This is a genomic window from Shewanella sp. Scap07, assembly GCF_013394145.1.
In the GTDB taxonomy this organism is placed as follows: Bacteria; Pseudomonadota; Gammaproteobacteria; order Enterobacterales; family Shewanellaceae; genus Shewanella; species Shewanella waksmanii.
The window spans coordinates 1,370,438-1,388,951 of sequence record NZ_CP041329.1 but is presented as its reverse complement, the minus strand read 5'-3'; the positions used below and the strand labels follow the sequence as shown (position 1 = coordinate 1,388,951).

Annotated in this window: 10 protein-coding genes; 6 read left to right on the top strand and 4 right to left on the bottom strand. The window is 46.1% G+C overall.

What is annotated here, in order from left to right; genetic code table 11:
- Nucleotides 1-191 precede the first annotated feature (191 nt).
- The 4 genes from FLM48_RS06120 to FLM48_RS06105 all read left to right on the top strand — a co-directional run bounded on the left by FLM48_RS06120 (nt 192) and on the right by FLM48_RS06105 (nt 9,194).
- Entirely contained in the window at nt 192-1,736 is a 1,545-nt protein-coding gene (locus tag FLM48_RS06120) for a methyl-accepting chemotaxis protein (protein ID WP_179024043.1), read from the top strand.
- A 361-nt stretch (nt 1,737-2,097) separates the two neighbouring features.
- The gene (locus FLM48_RS06115) at nt 2,098-3,429 is read left to right on the top strand and encodes a YjiH family protein (protein WP_037470735.1); all 1,332 of its coding nucleotides are present in this window, start codon (nt 2,098-2,100) and stop codon (nt 3,427-3,429) included.
- Nucleotides 3,430-3,566: 137 nt separating this feature from the next.
- A complete protein-coding gene (locus FLM48_RS06110; RefSeq protein WP_179024042.1) occupies nt 3,567-7,283 on the top strand; it encodes a two-component regulator propeller domain-containing protein in 3,717 nt (1,238 codons plus the stop codon).
- Nucleotides 7,284-7,436: 153 nt separating this feature from the next.
- On the top strand, nt 7,437-9,194 hold the full coding sequence (locus FLM48_RS06105) for a lysophospholipid acyltransferase family protein (protein ID WP_179024041.1): 1,758 nt from the start codon (nt 7,437-7,439) through the stop codon (nt 9,192-9,194).
- A gap of 40 nt (nt 9,195-9,234) precedes the next feature.
- On the opposite strand, the gene dapE is transcribed toward FLM48_RS06105, so the two are convergent.
- Nucleotides 9,235-10,434 carry a succinyl-diaminopimelate desuccinylase gene (gene dapE, locus FLM48_RS06100; RefSeq protein WP_179024040.1) on the bottom strand — a complete coding sequence of 400 codons (1,200 nt, stop codon included), beginning with the start codon at nt 10,432-10,434 and terminating at the stop codon, nt 9,235-9,237.
- A 131-nt stretch (nt 10,435-10,565) separates the two neighbouring features.
- Here dapE and FLM48_RS06095 point away from each other — a divergent pair, with 131 nt between their 5' ends.
- Nucleotides 10,566-10,970, top strand: a complete 405-nt coding sequence (locus tag FLM48_RS06095) for a CBS domain-containing protein (protein WP_179024039.1) — start codon at nt 10,566-10,568, stop codon at nt 10,968-10,970.
- An 83-nt stretch (nt 10,971-11,053) separates the two neighbouring features.
- Here FLM48_RS06095 and FLM48_RS06090 read toward each other — a convergent pair whose 3' ends face one another.
- Nucleotides 11,054-12,415, bottom strand: a complete 1,362-nt coding sequence (locus FLM48_RS06090; protein WP_179024038.1) for an NCS2 family permease — start codon at nt 12,413-12,415, stop codon at nt 11,054-11,056.
- Nucleotides 12,416-12,805: 390 nt separating this feature from the next.
- Here FLM48_RS06090 and FLM48_RS06085 point away from each other — a divergent pair, with 390 nt between their 5' ends.
- A complete protein-coding gene (locus tag FLM48_RS06085) occupies nt 12,806-13,963 on the top strand; it encodes a BamA/TamA family outer membrane protein (RefSeq protein WP_179024037.1) in 1,158 nt (385 codons plus the stop codon).
- Between the two features lie 208 nt (nt 13,964-14,171).
- On the opposite strand, the gene FLM48_RS06080 is transcribed toward FLM48_RS06085, so the two are convergent.
- On the bottom strand, nt 14,172-17,297 hold the full coding sequence (locus FLM48_RS06080) for an efflux RND transporter permease subunit (RefSeq protein ID WP_179024036.1): 3,126 nt from the start codon (nt 17,295-17,297) through the stop codon (nt 14,172-14,174).
- A gap of 12 nt (nt 17,298-17,309) precedes the next feature.
- A complete protein-coding gene (locus FLM48_RS06075) occupies nt 17,310-18,467 on the bottom strand; it encodes an efflux RND transporter periplasmic adaptor subunit (protein ID WP_179024035.1) in 1,158 nt (385 codons plus the stop codon).
- Nucleotides 18,468-18,514 lie beyond the last annotated feature (47 nt).

The following is an 18,514-nucleotide window of genomic DNA, read 5'->3' as shown; positions in this document are numbered from 1 at the left end:
TAAAGCTCAGATTAGTAGCACAGCATGTTATTTGTAAGGTGAAATCTACCGCAAAAACACAGGAAAAACTAATCCACATCACAATTGTGGTTTTTATGTGATACACCTAACAAAACAAGTGTTTAAATGATAATATCGAAGCCATAAAAATAACACCTGTGAAACCTACAATAACTTCTGAGTAGTAGATTATGACCCGACAGCAAGTAAGCCTATCGAAGCGGGAAGTGCAGCTCGCAGCCGACGACGAATTAATTTCTAGCACCGATCTTTCAGGTAAAATTACCTACATTAATCAAACTTTCCTGGATATTTCCGGCTATTCACAACAAGAGTTGATTGGTCAAAATCACAACATTATTCGCCATCAAGATATGCCAAAAGCCGCCTTTGCTGATCTTTGGCAAAAGCTTAATGCCGGCCAATCTTGGCGTGGTGTGGTCAAAAACCGCTGCAAAGATGGACGTTTTTACTGGGTCGACGCATTTGTTTCACCTTTATATGAACATGGCAAAGTGATTGGCTACCAGTCAGTCCGAGTAAAACCTAAGCAGCAATACGTCACCGCCGCAGAGAAAATCTACCAAAGATTAAACTCAGGTAAAGCCGTAAACGATCCTTTGAGCCTAAACAATAAACGTATTCTCTCTGCCATCAGTGCCACCGCAGGTTTAGCGCTTGCAGGTTATCTATTCGGTTGGCAAGTGATTGTTGCTGGCTGTTTATTGATGGCCATTAATTTAGCGATTTTCTATGACGAGGCGTTTCGAGTGCCAGCCAAACTGATGGCAATGAAGCAAAGCTATGACTCAGTGAGTCGATTTATCTATTGCGGTCGAGATACATCATCACTATTAGATTTTCAAATGCTGATGAAAGAAGCCAAGTTACAAGGGGTGCTGGGTCGCAACCAAGACAGCGCCAACACCATTAATGATATAGCCAGTCAGTTGATTGTCGCAGCAAACCAGACCCATGCGGGGATAGATAAAGAGAACCGCCAAATTGAGCAGATAGCCAGTGCAATGGAGGAAATGGGTGCCACAATTGGCGAGGTAGCAACTAATACTCAATCGACCTCAGATCATATTGAGCAAACTTATCAACTGTGTGCAGAAAGTCGCGATAAGATGCAAACCAATGCCAATAGCATTGCCGCCTTGACCGATTCTGTCACGGTAGCAGCCGAAAATGCTCAGCAACTAAACAAAGAGGCTGAGCAGGTGGCCAATGCCATGAGTGAGATTGATGCCATTGCCGAGCAAACTAACCTATTAGCGCTTAATGCGGCCATTGAAGCTGCTCGAGCCGGTGAACAGGGACGCGGATTTGCCGTGGTCGCCGATGAAGTGCGCGCCCTGTCGAGCCGTACCCAAGTATCGACCAATAGCATTTCAACCAGTGTTGATAAGATGTTCAACATGCTCAGCGACTGGGCCAAACAGATGGAGCAGAGCCGTGAACAAGCACAAGATTGCGCCAATGAAACCCAAGAGTCTGCTGGGCACCTAGAGAATATTTACCAATCAGTGAGCCACATCCAATCCTTGGCGCAGCAAAATGCAGTGGCAGCTGATCAACAAAAACAAGTCGTTAATGAAATAAACAACGGAGTGTATGAAATCAACCATGCAGCAAACTCCAACTTGTCAGCGTTAACTGAAGTTGAAAACTCAATATTAGAGCTCAAATACAACGCAGACAAAGCCAAAGGCTTACGACAAACCTTTGGTTAACCCTCGCTCACCAAAAGTCGGTTTGCCACTATGGATACAGTGGCAAACCACCCCAAATTAAAAACACAATTACCACACTGTTTTAAAAGGTTTTTAACCAAAAAGTACATAGTGCAATCTCACTTTTTTCCGCTACAATATATTTAGTCAAAATCAGCTAATAACTATTCTTCATCAGTGAATATTCTCACCTATTGCTGGAATCGTTTTACATGGCTAGATGAAGGGAGTAACCTTCGTCGCTACGCTTGAATGGATATTCAGCATCAATCAATCTATAGCAAAGAACTGTAACTAGGCAGTTCAAATCAACATAGTAAAATTTAGGGCATAAAAAGTGGCAGAAAAACAAACCCATAACATGAAAACGATAATGACATTTATCGTTCCATCACTTATTGGCTTATTGTTGTTTATGACACCAATCAGCTACAACGATGCAATCACTATCCCGATTGCGATCATCTCTAAAGGCCTTCAAAGCTATTTGGGTGATGCCATAACCGCCATTGTCACTGCTATCGTGGTATTTACGGCGCTAGCAACATTGGTCACCAAGGCTTTCAAGCCCGCTATTGTCAGCAACAGTCGATTTTTCACGTCATTACTCAATGTGTCTATTCCATGGACAGTAGTACGTGTATTAGGGGCGATATTTATTGTCTTGACCTATATGGGCATTGGTCCAGAGGCCGTCCATTCGGGTGATACTGGCGCCTTGGTACTCAATGATCTGTTACCTGTGCTGTTTTGTGTGTTTATCTTTGCTGGCATGCTACTGCCTTTACTGCTTAACTTCGGCCTGCTTGAACTGTTTGGTACCCTGCTCACTAAGATTATGCGCCCGGTATTTAACCTACCTGGCCGCAGCGCCATTGACTGTATGGCCTCATGGCTAGGTGATGGTAGCGTGGGTATTTTGATGACGAGTAAACAGTATGAGGCCCGCTTTTATACCCAACGCGAAGCCGCGGTTATCGGTACAACCTTCTCTGCAGTGTCAATCACCTTCTCACTGGTGGTGATCTCTCAGGTAAAATTGGAGCACCTATTTGTACCGTTTTACTTAACCGTGTGTTTCGCTGGTATTGTTGCAGCCATTATTGTGCCAAAACTGCCACCGCTATCTTGGAAAAAAGATAACTACATCGACAACACGCCGCGTCACCCTGATGATGAGGTGATTCCGCAAGGTCATGGTGTGATGTCTTGGGGTCTAGATCAGGCACTGACAAAAGCCTCAAAAGCTGGTGGTATTGGCCATACTCTTAAAGATGGGGTTAAGAACGTCATTGATATGATTTTTGGTGTCATCCCAGTCGTCATGGCAATCGGTACTGTCGCGCTGATCATTGCTGAATACACGCCGATATTTGACTACTTAGGTATGCCGTTTATCCCACTACTTGAGCTACTGCAAATTCCTGAAGCGACACAAGCGTCGAAAACCATCGTGGTGGGCTTTGCGGATATGTTTATCCCATCGATATTAGCAAGCTCGATTGAATCGGACATGACTCGCTTTGTTATTGCTGCAATGTCTGTGACTCAGCTTATCTACATGAGCGAAGTGGGTGCCCTGCTAATCGGCAGTAAAATCCCCGTGAATATCGTAGAATTATTTGTGGTCTTTATCCTGCGTACGCTAGTCACTTTGCCTGTGATTGCCGGTGTCGCACATTTAATCTTCTAAGTTTCACCGCCATAGATTAAATAAGGGAGCTGTCGATTCAGCTCCCTTTTTCATTTCAATCTCGCACTTTTGTTAATCCCATCTACACTTATAGCTTAAAACACTAACTTTATTAGAAAATAACTCGGCTAGGTGTAATGAGACCACTGCTGCTCCTTATCATTTGTTGCTTCAGCTTCTTCAGTTCTGCTGCGCAATTTTCGCCAAGGTTTGACACCTTTGGTGTTGATGAAGGCTTGTCGATGAATACCGTCAATGACGTTGTGCATGACCAACAAGGATATCTATGGGTCGCAACGCAGGCAGGTTTAAACCGTTTTGATGGCAAACAATTTATTCAGTACAACCCTAAAGCCAACGGCTTAGGTCCATCTAAAAAGCATATCACCAAGCTGTATTATGGCGAGCAGCAACGGCTTTGGCTTATCACTCGCAGTGATGGAATTAACCTCTACTTACCGCAATCAGACTCTTTTACCTACTTTAATCAGGCTAATAGTGGTATTCCTAACAATCACATTGTTGATTTACTCGAAGACACCAATGGTCACCTATGGATAGCTACGGCTGATCAAGGTCTGATATATTTTGACCCTGAAACTAAAAAAATACTTAAACACTATCGCTATGATGGCACCTCACATGCACTCGTCAGCGACAGTATAACTGGATTGTTTCAAGACAGATTTAACCGAATGTGGCTCAGTTTTGCTAATGGTTTGATGGTATTTGATAGCGCACAGGATCAATTTATTGCGGTCGATGTCAGCGTCATTAATGGCAATATAACTCAATTAGAGCAAGCCCCTAGAAACGAGATTTGGATAGCAAGCAGCACAGGTGAACTATGGCTATTGAATGTAGAGTCGCGACAATTAAAGCCAATTGCGCTTGCCGAAGATAAACCTAACTCAGCCATCAGTAGCCTCAAGTATGATGGTATCGACACCTTATGGGTGGCCTATGCCAACCAAGGAATCGCACTTTACGATATAAAACATCAGCAAACTAGCTGGTTAAAGCATAGCCACAGTCACCCTTTTAGTTTATCGAGCCCGTTGGTCAATGTGCTTTGGTTAGACGACGAACGGCAAATGTGGATAGGTACTCAGGGCGGAGGACTTAATAAGGCAAACCTTAATGCTGCATTTTTTGGTCACTTACATCCCTATAGTTTCGATAAAAACAATTTAAGAAATAAAGATGTACGCGCAATTGCACTGCACAATAGCCAGCTTTATGTGGGTACGGCTAAGGGCGTATTTGTCACCACCCTCGATGAGCAAGGTCATGCCAGTAGCTTTAAAAAATTCGATCCCAGTAATAGTCGCTTAAGCAATGGCTTTATCAGCTTCATCGAACTTGGGCCTCAGGGCAAATTATGGTTTGGTACTCGCGGCGATGGCTTATTTATCTATAGCGCAGAAGGTGATTACCGGCATTTACATCACACTCCACAAACGCCCCAGTCGGTGGATTATCTCGCGACAAACCAGCTTTACGCGCTGTACTTTGACCCACAGGGTGATGGCTGGTTAACCACAAAAGATGCCGGCTTCTATCGATTTACTAAAGGCACTACAACGCCACAGCATTACCAGCACAATGAAAATATCATCAACAGTCTACCGACTAATGCCTTGACGGACGTCACCCAAGACAGGCGCGGCCACACTTGGTTTACCTCTTATCAAGATGGCCTAGTGGAGCTCACTGCTGAAGGACAGTTTAATCACTATATTGACGCAGCGCTGCCGTCCAATCACTTATTCAATATCGTGGCCGGCGATGACAACCTGCTCTGGATAGCCAGCAGTGATGGGTTAATTAAATTTGACCCGACCAGTAAGCAATCTCAGTTATTTACCAAAGCTGACGGGCTTATCGGTGATACTGTCTACTTACTTACGCAAGATGCCACCCAGCAATTATGGCTCGGCACTGCCAATGGCCTCACACGCTTTAACCCCAAAAACCAACAAGTGGTCAACTTCACCCGTGATGATGGTATTCAAGACAACGAGTTTAATTTTGGCGCCAGTTTTTTAAGCCAAGATGGTTGGCTATATTTAGGTGGCATTAATGGCTTTAACCACTTCCAACCCTCGCAGGTTCGTTTAGGCAGCGCCCCGCGAAGACCGATTATAGATGCACTTTATATTTTAGATAAGCGAGTACCATTGCCGACATCCACCAGCAACAATCTGCAAAAAGGCAACCGGGCAGCAACCCTAAAGCTTCACTATAACGATGATATTTTCTCGCTGCATTTTAATAGCCCAAGCCTGCGTGCCGCCAGTTACCTAAAGTACGAATACCGAATGATCGGACTCAGCGAGACTTGGCTGCCGTCACCTGACGGGCAGTTCATTTACTTCACGGGATTAAAGCCCGGCGCTTATCTTTTTCAGGTCAGAGCTCGGGATTTAAATGGCAACTTAAGCCCCAACAAACAACTTAAAATTATTATCCCACCAGCACCTTGGTTATCACCACTGGCCTATGTCATGTATGCTTTATTAGTCGTGTTAACCATTGCAGGACTATTCTACCGAAAACATCGCCAATTCAAGCAACAAGCCCAAGTACTGAGCCGTATTGAAAACAGTGAACAACGTTTATTGCTGGCGTTATGGGGCAGCGGCGATGAATTTTGGGATTGGGATTTAGTCGCAAAACGCACAGTACGCACTAACTCTTTCTTAAATTATCCCAAAGATAATGTCAGCTTAAAGCAGGTACTCGCCCAATGCATCCACCCAGAAGATGTTGACGAAATTCAGCAACAGTTAGATAGCTGCCTTGAAAACCGCTCCGATAAGTTTTCCATAGCTTATCGAGCTCGCGGCGAAAACGATCAATGGATTTGGGTACTCAACCGCGGTCAGGTGGTCAGCCGGGACGCTAACTTAAAGCCGACACGCATTGCTGGCACCATCAAAAATATTCAGCAGCTCAAGCAAAGTGAGCTGGCACTCAAACAATTAAACAGCGATCTTGAAGATAGAGTCAAGGCTCGCACCCAAGACCTTGAACAAAGTAATCAGGAACTTACCGATACTTTAGCAAGCTTAGATCATGCGCAAACGGAGTTAATCGACAAAGAAAAAATGGCGGCGCTAGGTGGATTGGTTGCCAGTATTACCCACGAAATCAACACACCTATAGGTATTAGTGTCACTGCGGCATCACACCTACAAGAAAGTGTAAAACGTTTTAATACCGCCTATGCCAACGAAGATGTGTCCCACGATGATTTTGAGCTGTACCAAAAAGAGGTCGCCGAATGCTCTCAGCTGATGCTAACCAACCTAGGCCGTGCCTCTCGACTGATTAAGAGCTTTAAACAAGTGTCAGTCGATCAGTCCCATGAAGACGTACGCCAATTTGATTTACATGTTTATCTAGAGGAGATTTTCGTCTCGCTCAATCCACTGCTATCACGCACTCAACACCACTATGAGTATCAATGTCCAGAGTCGTTACAAATAACTAGTAACCCGGGAGCCTTCTACCAAATCATCAGTAACCTATTTAATAACTCGGTGATCCACGCCTATCCTGACGGTAACAGTGGTCATTTAAGCTTACAGGTTGAGCAAACAGCTGAAGCAATTGTGATGACTTACCAAGATGATGGCTGCGGAATGAGCGATGAAGTAAAAAACCACATCTTCGCCCCATTTTACACTACCAAGCGCGGTAAAGGTGGTAGTGGTTTAGGTATGAATATTGTTTATAACTTAGTTAACCAAGTACTTGGAGGCAATATTGAGGTAGAGTCGGCACCACAACAAGGCACTCGGTTCATCATCACACTGCCACTTAGCTTATTAGCACAAGCAAAATCCTAGCAATTCTACCCAGCCAACAGTCATCTGTTTGCAATAAATCAGTCATCGATTAGTCAAACTTCCCCCCTACTCTGAGCGGTAACCTATTGTAAGCTCACAACGCAGTACCGTGGGCCTCATCCGTTTCAACGGAAAAATTGCGAGTAGCCAACTATGGAAAAGACCATTTTCAGTGTCGATGATGTTGTCGCCAATAACCTACCTAAAATCAATCAATCACCCTGGTTAGCAACACCGACTAAAGCGGTATTACGGTACTTCTTAATGGAAAAGCAGTGCCAACAGATCACTCAGGAGTTTGACTACCTCAACGGTATCGATTTTATTGAACAGGTACTCGCAAAATTCAACTTCAACTACAGCGTACCCAATAGCGAAATTGAAAATATTCCTAGCGAAGGCCGCGTGGTTATTTATGCCAACCACCCTATCGGATCTCTTGATGCGCTCGCCATGATCAAGCTGATAAGCAAAGTGCGCCCAGACATCAAAGTGGTTGCCAACGAACTACTCATGGCACTAGAGCCGCTGCATAACATACTGCTGCCAGTAAGAAACATGACTGGTGGCACCCCAAAGCAGCATTTAAGTAATATTCACCAACACCTTAAGAATGAGGGGGCGGTGTTAATTTTTCCGTCGGGTGAGGTCTCTAGGTTGCGGCCAAATGGGGTACGCGATCTGCATTGGCACAGCGGCTTTGTTAAAATCGCCAAGGCTTGCCAAGCACCGTTGCTGCCAATGTATGCCGACGCTAAAAATTCAGCGGCCTTCTACGGTGCATCTATGTTGTACAAACCGCTGGCAAGCTTAATGCTGGTCAAAGAGATGTTTAAACAGGCGGAAAAAACCATGCCGATCCGCATCGGCCAGCTCATCGCCAAAGAAGTCGTCATGGGTCACGACTTCCCATTGAAGACGCAAGTAAAACTGCTAAAAAATCACCTCTATCGGATCGGCAAAAATCGAAGCCCACTGTTCACGACCCAAAATGCCATAGCCCACCCAGAGTCTCGCAGCGAACTTTTAGAAGCTCTATCACACTGTGAATTGCTTGGACAAACCCATGACAACAAGCAGATTTATCTATACAACCATGGCGACAGCAACCCCATCATGCGTGAAATCGGCCGCCTGCGAGAAATCGCTTTTAGAGCTGTTGGTGAAGGCAGTGGACAGCGCCGTGATACCGATAAATATGATGCACACTATCAGCACTTAGTGCTTTGGGACAGCCAAGCACTGGAGATTGTCGGCGCCTATCGCTTTGGTCACGCCGCAAAACTCTATAATGACCCAGAAACCTCCGGACTATACAGTCAATCACTGTTTCAATATGACAGTAAGTTCACGCCCTATTTCGAACAAGGGCTTGAGCTAGGGCGCAGCTTTGTGCAACCTAAATATTGGGGCAAGCGCAGCCTAGATTACCTGTGGTACGGTATCGGTGCCTACCTCGCCAAACGGCCACAGTTTCGCTACCTGTTTGGCCCCGTATCCATCAGTGACAGTCTGCCAGAACATGCTAAAGAGAGCTTAGTGTATTTCTATCAAACTCACTTTGCGACCGAGCAACCGCTGGCAACGGCCAACGCCCAATATAAGTTTGATAGCAGCAAACAGCAGCAACTGGCCGCGCTATATCCAGGTCTAGACTATCAGTCGGAGTTTAAGCAGCTAAAACAAGCATTGTCGAGCATGGACAGTGCGGTACCCGCGCTATACAAACAGTATGGAGAGTTATGTAAAGACCAAGGAGTACGCTTTTTAGATTTTGGTATTGATGCAGAATTTGGTGACTGTATTGATGGGCTAGTTTTAGTTGATACCCACAAGCTAAAACCCAAAAAACGTAGCCGTTATATTGACTGCCATCAACCTGATCTTAACCTAGGCCAACATAGCCACTAGTAATCCGGGCTAAGTCATCCAACAGCAGTTCTAACTTAGGTTAAAACTGCTGTAATAACTGCCGATAGATATCATACAAGCGAACCACTTGCGCTAGCTCCACCTGCTCGTTAACTTGGTGAATGGTTTTGTTGGGTAAACCCAGTTCAATAACCTGAGTTTGCGCTGAGCTTAAAAAGCGCCCATCAGAAGTACCACCAGAGGTAGATAATCGAGGAAAGCGATGATTAACCGCCACAATAGCTTGCTCGACTTTAACCAACAAATTTGAGTCTGCATCAGCGGCATCGCTAATATGATAAGGCGTACAAGGCCGTTGCCACTCTAGTTGATATTGAGCCTGACTCTCTGCCATGATTTTTGTAATACATCGCACAATTCGCTGACTGATACTCACCTCATTGTAGCGGTGGCTATAGCGTAAGTTGAAGCACACTTCGCAGCTACCCGGCACAACATTGTCGGTAAACTCCCCTGAGTTGACGTAAGTCACCTGTAAGCTGGTACCGGGAAAATCGTCACTGCCTTTATCCCACTCAAGCTCGGCCAAAGCGCAGGCCACTTTGCTACCGATATGCACTGCATTGATGCTCTTGTCTGGATAGGCAACATGCCCTTGGCGGCCTTGGATGATTAGCTTGGCTGAAATTGCGCCACGGCGGCCAATTTTTATCACATCACCGGCTTGTTGATCCGCTGTTGGTTCGGCAATCAAGCAGTATTGCGGCAGTTGGTTGCGCTGCGCCAATCGCTTAACAATGGATTGGGTACCATGACTTGCTTCGCCCTCTTCATCGCTAGTGAGCAAAAACTGCCAGTTCTGATTGGGGCGACCATAGGTTTGAAAATGATCTTCTACTGCCGCTAGCATCACTGCAACGCCAGATTTCATATCAACAGCACCACGCCCAATTAGATAGCCCGCTTTCACAGTCGGTACAAATGGGTCACTATGCCAACGTTCGCGCGCGCCAGGCGGCACAACATCGGTATGACCCGCCAGTGCCAACACAGGCTTAGCGTCCGATAAGCTCGCAATGGTGTTGGTGACCCCATTGTCGACAAATCGCTCTATGTTAAACCCAAGCTTAGTCAGCTTGGCAGCAACCCAATCTTGGCAACCAGCATCGTCAGGCGTCACTGACGCTTTAGCCACAAGGGTTTGTGTGTAAGCAACAGCTTTATGGATAGCAAGATCTGCGTGGGCTTTATCATTACGGTAGGCATAAGCGCGATTCATAGTCAGTGTCCTTAAACAATGCGCATTCCACTGCTATTTAATCCTAGGACAGTGACATTTTTGTGACTTAACTATGGCTATTTGTTGAACGCTGGTTTGTCTGATATAACTAGTATAACAAGGAGATGCGTATGACAATTAAGGTTGAAACCATAATGAGCACCCGCGTGGTTACCATCGATATGGATGACCGCTTAACGGTAGCGAAAGAGATTTTCGACAACGCGCCCTTTCATCATCTATTGGTGACTGAAGATGGTGCCCTGCAAGGGGTATTATCGGAACGAGATTATTTGCGTGCACTGAGCCCGCACTTAGGCAAGATTTGTGAAACTGAGCGAGACTCAGAAACATTACAAAAACGGGCCCACCAAGTCATGACCCGTAAACCTGTTACCGTGAGCCCGCAATCAAGTATTGAGCAAGCAAGCGAGCTCATGCTTAAACATGGTATCGGCTCGCTGCCAGTACTAAATAATGCCGAGTTAGTCGGCATTATTACTTGGAAAGACTTGCTCCGCGCTTACACAAACTAAACGGTTAGGTGCTCAAGACTATTCGACTATTAGTCCTAAGCACTTATCACCCGTGGCGCTTTACTGCTGGTAAGTTAAAAAGCCTAAATTGCCCAGCCGCCCATATAAAACACCACTAGCCCTAGCGTGATGGCGACAACGCCAGGTTTTAGTTGACGCCACTCACCACTGCATAAACGGCCAACAACTAAGGTGACAAAACCTAACATGATGCCGGTGACAATGTTGCAGCTCAAAATAATAAACACCGCACAAGTCAGTCCAGCCATCGCATCGACTTTGTCATCAAAATTTAGCTTAGTCACATTGCTGAGCATCAATAGGCCCACATACATTAGTGCTGGTGCCGTTGCATAGGCTGGAACCAAATAACTTAGCGGCGCCAAGAACATCATGAGTAAGAACAGCACGCCAACGATGGTCGCCGTAAGGCCTGTCTTACCACCCGCTGCAGTACCTGCTGCAGACTCAATGTACACAGCTGCAGGAGAGCCACCCACCGCTCCGGCAAAAATACTACTGACCGAATCTGAGGTCAGTGCTTTGCCACCGCCAACAATATTGTCTTTTTTGTCAAGTAATTCAGCTTGTCCTGCCACCGCTCTTATGGTGCCGGTTGCATCGAAAATAGCGGTCATAACTAACGCCAATACAATGGGTAATACCACCGGGTTTAGCGCCCCTATAATATCCATTTGGCCAATCAGTGAGCCTTCAGATAACAAGTTGGGCCAAGCAAAAAGCCCTTGATACTGCACGTTAGGGTCAAACGCCAAACCAAACAAGGACAACACCACAATCACTAATAAAATGCCACCTGGCACGCCGCGGCGCTCAAGGCCAATCGTTGCTGCTAAGCCGATGATAGTTGCCAATACAGGCAAGCTATGAATATCGCCAAGCTTGACTGGCAACCCGCTATCATTTGCCACAATCAATGACACACTATTGGTAGCAATTAACAGCAGAAACAGTCCGATACCAATGCCGGTGCCATGGGCGATGCCTTTGGGAAGGTTGGTCAATATCCACTGTCTTAAGCCTGTCACACTGACAAAGGTGAACACTAAGCCCATTAAAAAGATGGCACCTAAGGTCACAGGTATTGAGATTTGCTGACCTAAAACCATACTAAACGCGGTAAACGCGGTAAGCGAAATCGCACAGCCAATCGCCATCGGCATATTGGCCCATAACCCCATTAACAAAGACCCAAAAGCCGCAATCAAACAGGTGGCGATAAATACAGCACCGGGGTCAAAACCTGCCGCACCTAACATGTTAGGCACAACAATCACCGAGTACACCATCGCCAAAAAGGTCGTTAAACCAGCGATAGTCTCACGTTTAACATTACTGCCACGCTCGGTTATAAGGAAGAATTGGTCGAGTTTAGACAGTGACGGGCTAGCCGCCGAACTTGCAGGGGATTGCTTCGAGGTCATAGGAGTACCTTATTTTTTGATCTCTTGTGTTATTTGGTTAAGGGTGTCGCAGATGAGAGCCCCGCTGGCGGGTGAGAGATCCATAAAATGATTGCACTTTATGATCTGCTAATTGATATTTTTTGCATCAATTAATGTCGTTGCTATACCGCACGACAACACAACCTTATGTTGGCGGCGGATTCTACAGTATGACGAAGAAGTGAAAAGGGACATAGGCAGCAAATCTAAAACAAACTTCTGCTTTCATCAACATGTGCTACAGCAAATTGGTTACAAAGATTTTGCTAGCTAACTGAAAAGACGCCAATATAATGTACACAACAAGCTCAATGGATTGTTTGATAACTGCAAATAATGCAACCAAGCGCTATGCAAAGGAATACATTAATGCCGCTTTCATATCGACATATTGCTCGGCTAAGTCGTTTATCATTGGTCCTTGGCTGCCTATTTACTGCAAGCAGCCATGCTGATGTATGGCAACAGTTAACCGATCCTCAAGATGGTCAGTTTGATACCAGTCAGTGGATTTTAGACAATGCCCACGGCTTTATGCCGGTTCCTTTTATTATTACCGAGCCCGCGGTGGGCACTGGCGGCGGCGCAGCGTTACTGTTTTTCCATGAAAGCGAACAACAAAAACAATTGCGACAGCGCCATCCCGATCAGGTATCCGGCATTCCCCCTAGTGTCACAGGGATCGTCGGCGGTGCAACCAGTAATAGCAGTAAATTTGCCGGGCTATTTCACTCAGGCAATTGGCAACAAGATAAAGTCCGCTACCTAGGCGCCCTACTTGCAGGCTCAATTAATCTAGATTACTACGCCCCCCTCACCAACCGTCCAGCTCAGTTTAATATCGAAGGACTGTACTTGCTGCAAGACCTTGACTTTAGATTGGGCGATAGCCAATTTTTTGCAGGCGTAAATTATACCTATGTACAATCTAAGACCGTTTTTGATATCACTGACAACCTGCCAGGTGTCGACCCGCTGAGCTTAGATAATCAAGATGCTAGTGTTGCAGTTAAATTCTCGTACGACAGTCGCGATAATCAGTTCTCACCACGAACGGGGCTCAAAGCAGGTATAGAAGCAGGCTTTCATCATCCCAATCTAGGCGGTGACTTTACCTATCAGCAATACTCATCTTATGTTCATAGCTATCAGCGACTCAGCAATACTTGGGGGCTGAGGCTACGCGGTGAGTACGACTATATGACCGATGGAGCCCCTTTTTACGCGAAACCTTTTATCAGTTTGCGCGGTATTGCCGCAATGCGCTACCAAGGTGATGACGTCTCTGTAGCTGAGATGCAATTAGATTATGATCTCAACCCGCGTTGGACAGTGTTAGCCTTTGCTGGTGCAGGTAAAGCCACGACTGAACAACAAAGCTTTGCTGATGCTGATTGGCAATTCACCCAAGGAGGTGGCTTTCGATATTTGATTGCTAGGCAGCTTGGATTACGCAGTGGTATAGACGTTGCTAAAGGCCCTGAAGAGTGGACTTTTTACATCCAATTTGGCAGCGCTTGGCGTTAACTTAATCGCTTTAACTTAATCGCTTTAAGCACCCTTTTAACAGCCGATGTTAAATCTCTTGAGCCACTTTCACCACGGCATATTAATCGTACTGCGGTAACGCCAGCCATCCTCTCGACACAGTTTTCCAAAGACCAAACTCATCCCTTTAGCACGCCAAAATAAAAAGCCCACATCAAGTGGGCTTTTTATAAGGGTTTGCTAGCGTTTAGGCTTTGGCTTCGTCACTAGTGCCTTTCATGCGCTCGCGCAGTTTTTGCATAATCACATAGAAAACCGGTACCAGCAATGTCCCCACAATGGTGGCGGCCAACATGCCACCAAACACCGAATAACCTAGGGCGCGGCGGCTGCCTGAACCCGCACCGGTAGCCACCACTAACGGGAGTACCCCAAGTAAGAATGAGAAAGCTGTCATCAGTACCGCGCGGAAACGCAGCCTAGCAGCGGTTTCCCCTGCATCAAGAATGCTCTTGCCTTCTTCACGCAACTGTTTGGCAAACTCGACAATCAAAATCGCATTCTTACAAGCAAGGCCAATCAATAATACTAAGCCAATTTGAGCATACAAGTTCAGGTCCGCCCCAACCAATAAAATATTGAGGAACGCGCCTAATATTGCAATTGGAACCGCAAGCATAACCGCAAATGGAATGCTCCAACTTTCATACTGCGCGACTAAGAACAGATAGGTGAACACCAGTGCCAGTGCAAAAATTAGCGGTGCTAAGTTCCCCGCCTTAATTTCTTGATAAGTCTGCCCTGTCCACTCAAAGGTATAACCTGCCGGTAAACTCTCATTGGCTGCGCGCTCCATTGCGGTAATGGCATCACCACTACTAAAGCCCGGTGCGGGGAAACCATTAATGGTGGTTGAATTGAACATGTTGTAGGCGTTCATTACGTCGGGACCAAGAATTGGCGTCACCTTAACTAAGGTGCTCAGCGGCACCATTTCACCGGTGTTGGAACGCACATAAAAACTGGAGATATCCCGATCTGAATTTCGGTAATCGCCCTCAGCTTGAAGTATCACCCTAAACACCTTACCAAAACGGTTAAAGTCATTGACGTACATTGAACCGAGCATAGTCTGCATGGTGCTGAAGATTTCATTAAGCGAAATCCCTAAAGCTTTTGCCTTGTCACGGTCAACATCAACAAACATTTGTGGCACGTCGGCCCTAAAGTTACTAAAGGCCATAGCAATTTCAGGCTGCTCATTGGCTTTCATAATGAGCGCTCGCATTACCGCAGCAAGCTCTTGCGGAGAGCGACCTTGGGTATCTTGCAGCACAAACTCAAAGCCACCAACACTGCCCACACCAGGAATAGGCGGCAGAGAAAACGCCATCGCTTTCACCGAGGGGTTAGCGGCATATTTAGCCTGCAACTTAGCAACAATTGCCGCTTCAACCATATCTGGCGTGTCACGTTCATCCCAAGTCGATAAAGTGACAATCATCAAACCACCATTTGACGATACCGAACCGGTCAAAATACTAAAACCACTAGCATGAATCACATTCTCCACACCCGGCTCTTGCAGTGTCAACTCCACCAAATCACGCATAACTTCTTCGGTACGGTTGAGCGACGCGCCATCAGGTAGCTGAATATCTACCATAAAGGCCTTCTTATCTTCCATTGGCACAAAGCCTGAAGGCAAGATTTTTGCGATACCGCCCGTTAGGCCAATCAAACACACGTAGACAATTCCCACTAAGGTTAACTTGCGGGTGAGAGATTTCACTAAGGTCATATATTTACCGGTGAACTTCTCAAACATGCGGTTGAAAGCGGCATGAAAGCCTTTGGTATGTTGCTTAGGCGGTCTCAATACAGAAGCACATAATGCAGGTGATAATGTCAGTGCATTAATCGACGAAATCAGCACCGAAATACAGATGGTGACCGAGAATTGAGCATACATCTGCCCGGTAATACCTGGCATCACTGCGGTTGGAGCAAATACAGCCAATAACACTAAGGTGGTGGCGATAATAGGGCCTGTCACCTCTTTCATCGCTTTTGAGGTCGCTTCTTTGGGCGATAGCCCCTCATCTTGCATAAGGCGAGTCACGTTCTCAACCACCACAATAGCATCATCAACCACAATACCAATCGCCAAAATAAGCGCAAATAGCGATACGGTATTAATACTCATGCCAAAGGCAAGCAAAAACGCAAAGGTACCAATCAAAGACACCGGAATAGCAATCCCAGGCACTAAGGTTGAGCGTGCATCTTGCAAGAAGATAAACACCACAAATACCACCAGCGCGATTGAGATAAACAGGGTTTGCACCACTTCTTTAATCGAGGTTTCTACAAACTCGGTGGTGTCGTACAGCACTTCGTACTCTAAATCAGCCGGAAAACGAGCCGATAGGCGTTCCATTTCCGCTTTAATGCCTTTAGCCACATCCAGCGCATTAGCATCAGGAGACTGATAGATAGCAATAATTGCTGACGGTTTATTGTTGAGTTTACCTTGAGCATCATAGGTTTGGGAGCCGAGCTCAACACGTGCCACATCACCAACTGTGACTTTTGAGCCATCATTGTTGGCTCTAATCATCACATTACGAAACTCGTCGGGGTCTTTCAAACGCCCTTTAGTTTGTAATGTATATTGAAACTGCTGATCTGGGTCTACCGGCGCTGCACCAATACGCCCGGCGGCAACTTGAATATTTTGCTCTTGCAGCGCGGCAATGACATCACTGGCCGTGACGCTCAGGCTCGCCATTTTAAAGGGGTCAAGCCAAATACGCATGGCATAATCTAATGCACCAATGACTTGGACTTTAGAGACCCCGTTTTGCCGTGCTAATGCATCCTTTACATTTAAACCGGCATAGTTGGTGATAAACAGCGAGTCGAAGGTCTCTTTAGGTGAAACCAAGTTAACCACCATCAACATATTGGGACTTTGTTTCTCAACTTTGACCCCCTGACGGCTCACCTCTTCAGGTAAACGCGGCATAGCCTGTTGTACGCGGTTTTGCACCTTAACCTGAGCCATATCCGCATCGGTACCCACTTCAAAGGTGACACTCAGTGAATAGCTGCCATCGTTAGCGCTTTTAGACTCCATGTAGAGCATGCCTTCAACACCATTGACCTCGGCCTCTAACGGCTGCGCGATAGTATCTTTAACAATCTCGGCACTGGCGCCTGAATAACTGGTTGAAACATTCACTTGCGGTGGCGCTATTTCTGGAAATTCTGCCACCGACAAAATGGGGATAGAGATTAAGCCCACCAAAGTCAGCACCGTGGAGATCACAAATGCAAACTTGGGCCTATTGATAAAAAATTCACTAATCATAATAGGCTCCGGCTACGCGTCATTATTTTCTTGGAAAGGTACCACCTGCTGCTCAACCGCTTCGACCTTTATACCTGCGCGGATTTTTTGCAATCCATCGACGACAATACGCTCACCATCTTTAAGCCCACTATGTACGCGCCAATCAATGCCAAAACGTTCGCCTAGTTCGACGACGCGCTTTTCAACTTCATCATTTTCATTTAGCACCATCACAAAGCGCCCTTGTTGATCTTCCTGCACGGCTGCCTGGGGAATCAATAACGCAGTTTCAGTAATAGGAGATTCAATCACTAAGGTGACAAACAGGCCTGGTAGCATCAGCTTTTCACCATTGTCGAAGGTAGCTCTAACCGGCAAAGTACCGGTCGCGGCGTCTACACGGTTACCGATAAAGTCGATATGACCAGTTTCATTAAACATGGTGCCATTAGGCAAACGTAAGTTGATGACGATATCGCTGATCTTAATGTCACGCTGTGCCGCTTTTGAGAAGTTCTGCTGGGCTGTGATTAATGCCTTTTCCGCCACTTGGAAGGTGACCCACATAGGTTGAAGCTGAACTAAACTGGCCATATCAGATTGCGGGGTAATGATGTCACCGGTACTGACCATTGCGTTACTGATACGCCCTGAAATTGGTGCGTAAATTTTGGTGTAACTCAATTGCAGCTCCGCCGCTTTAACTGCAGACTCGGCCTGAACGACGCCTGCGGCTGTGGTTAATTTTCGGCTGGTTAGCTCATCCATATCTTGCGCACTGATCATACCATCAGGTAGTAAACGTCGACCACGCTCCCAGTTCATGACCGCCACATCGCGCGACGCAATGGCCTGCTCCAGCACTGCTTGTTGCTGGGCTAATTCCGCACTATAAGTCGACGGGTCGATTTCAAACAGCAAATCCCCTGCGCTAACATCGTCACCTTCGACAAAGTTACGTTTAAGTAACTGTCCTTGGATCTGTGAGCGAATAACCACATCTTCCGACGCCTCAGTTCGACCAACAATTTCGCTCTTAGGCGTAACTTGTTGGGTTTGAGCGGTATTAACAATCACACTCGGTAACAAAGCTTGTTGCGGGGCTGGCGCCTCACCACAGGCCGTTAAAACAAGTAGCGCCAAAACTGTGGAACACCACTTAAATGTGGCAACGGTGCGAACAACCATTACGGCCTCCGGTAACAATTAATAAAATTAATAACTTGAGTGACATA

What these genes read in the sequence shown, in the direction of transcription:
- FLM48_RS06120 (WP_179024043.1), top strand. Translation starts at nt 192, where the DNA reads ATGACCCGACAGCAAGTAAGCCTATCGAAGCGGGAAGTGCAGCTCGCA.
- FLM48_RS06115 (WP_037470735.1), top strand. Translation starts at nt 2,098, where the DNA reads ATGAAAACGATAATGACATTTATCGTTCCATCACTTATTGGCTTATTG.
- FLM48_RS06110 (WP_179024042.1), top strand. Translation starts at nt 3,567, where the DNA reads ATGAGACCACTGCTGCTCCTTATCATTTGTTGCTTCAGCTTCTTCAGT.
- FLM48_RS06105 (WP_179024041.1), top strand. Translation starts at nt 7,437, where the DNA reads ATGGAAAAGACCATTTTCAGTGTCGATGATGTTGTCGCCAATAACCTA.
- dapE (WP_179024040.1), bottom strand. Translation starts at nt 10,434, where the DNA reads ATGAATCGCGCTTATGCCTACCGTAATGATAAAGCCCACGCAGATCTT.
- FLM48_RS06095 (WP_179024039.1), top strand. Translation starts at nt 10,566, where the DNA reads ATGACAATTAAGGTTGAAACCATAATGAGCACCCGCGTGGTTACCATC.
- FLM48_RS06090 (WP_179024038.1), bottom strand. Translation starts at nt 12,415, where the DNA reads ATGACCTCGAAGCAATCCCCTGCAAGTTCGGCGGCTAGCCCGTCACTG.
- FLM48_RS06085 (WP_179024037.1), top strand. Translation starts at nt 12,806, where the DNA reads ATGCCGCTTTCATATCGACATATTGCTCGGCTAAGTCGTTTATCATTG.
- FLM48_RS06080 (WP_179024036.1), bottom strand. Translation starts at nt 17,297, where the DNA reads ATGATTAGTGAATTTTTTATCAATAGGCCCAAGTTTGCATTTGTGATC.
- FLM48_RS06075 (WP_179024035.1), bottom strand. Translation starts at nt 18,467, where the DNA reads ATGGTTGTTCGCACCGTTGCCACATTTAAGTGGTGTTCCACAGTTTTG.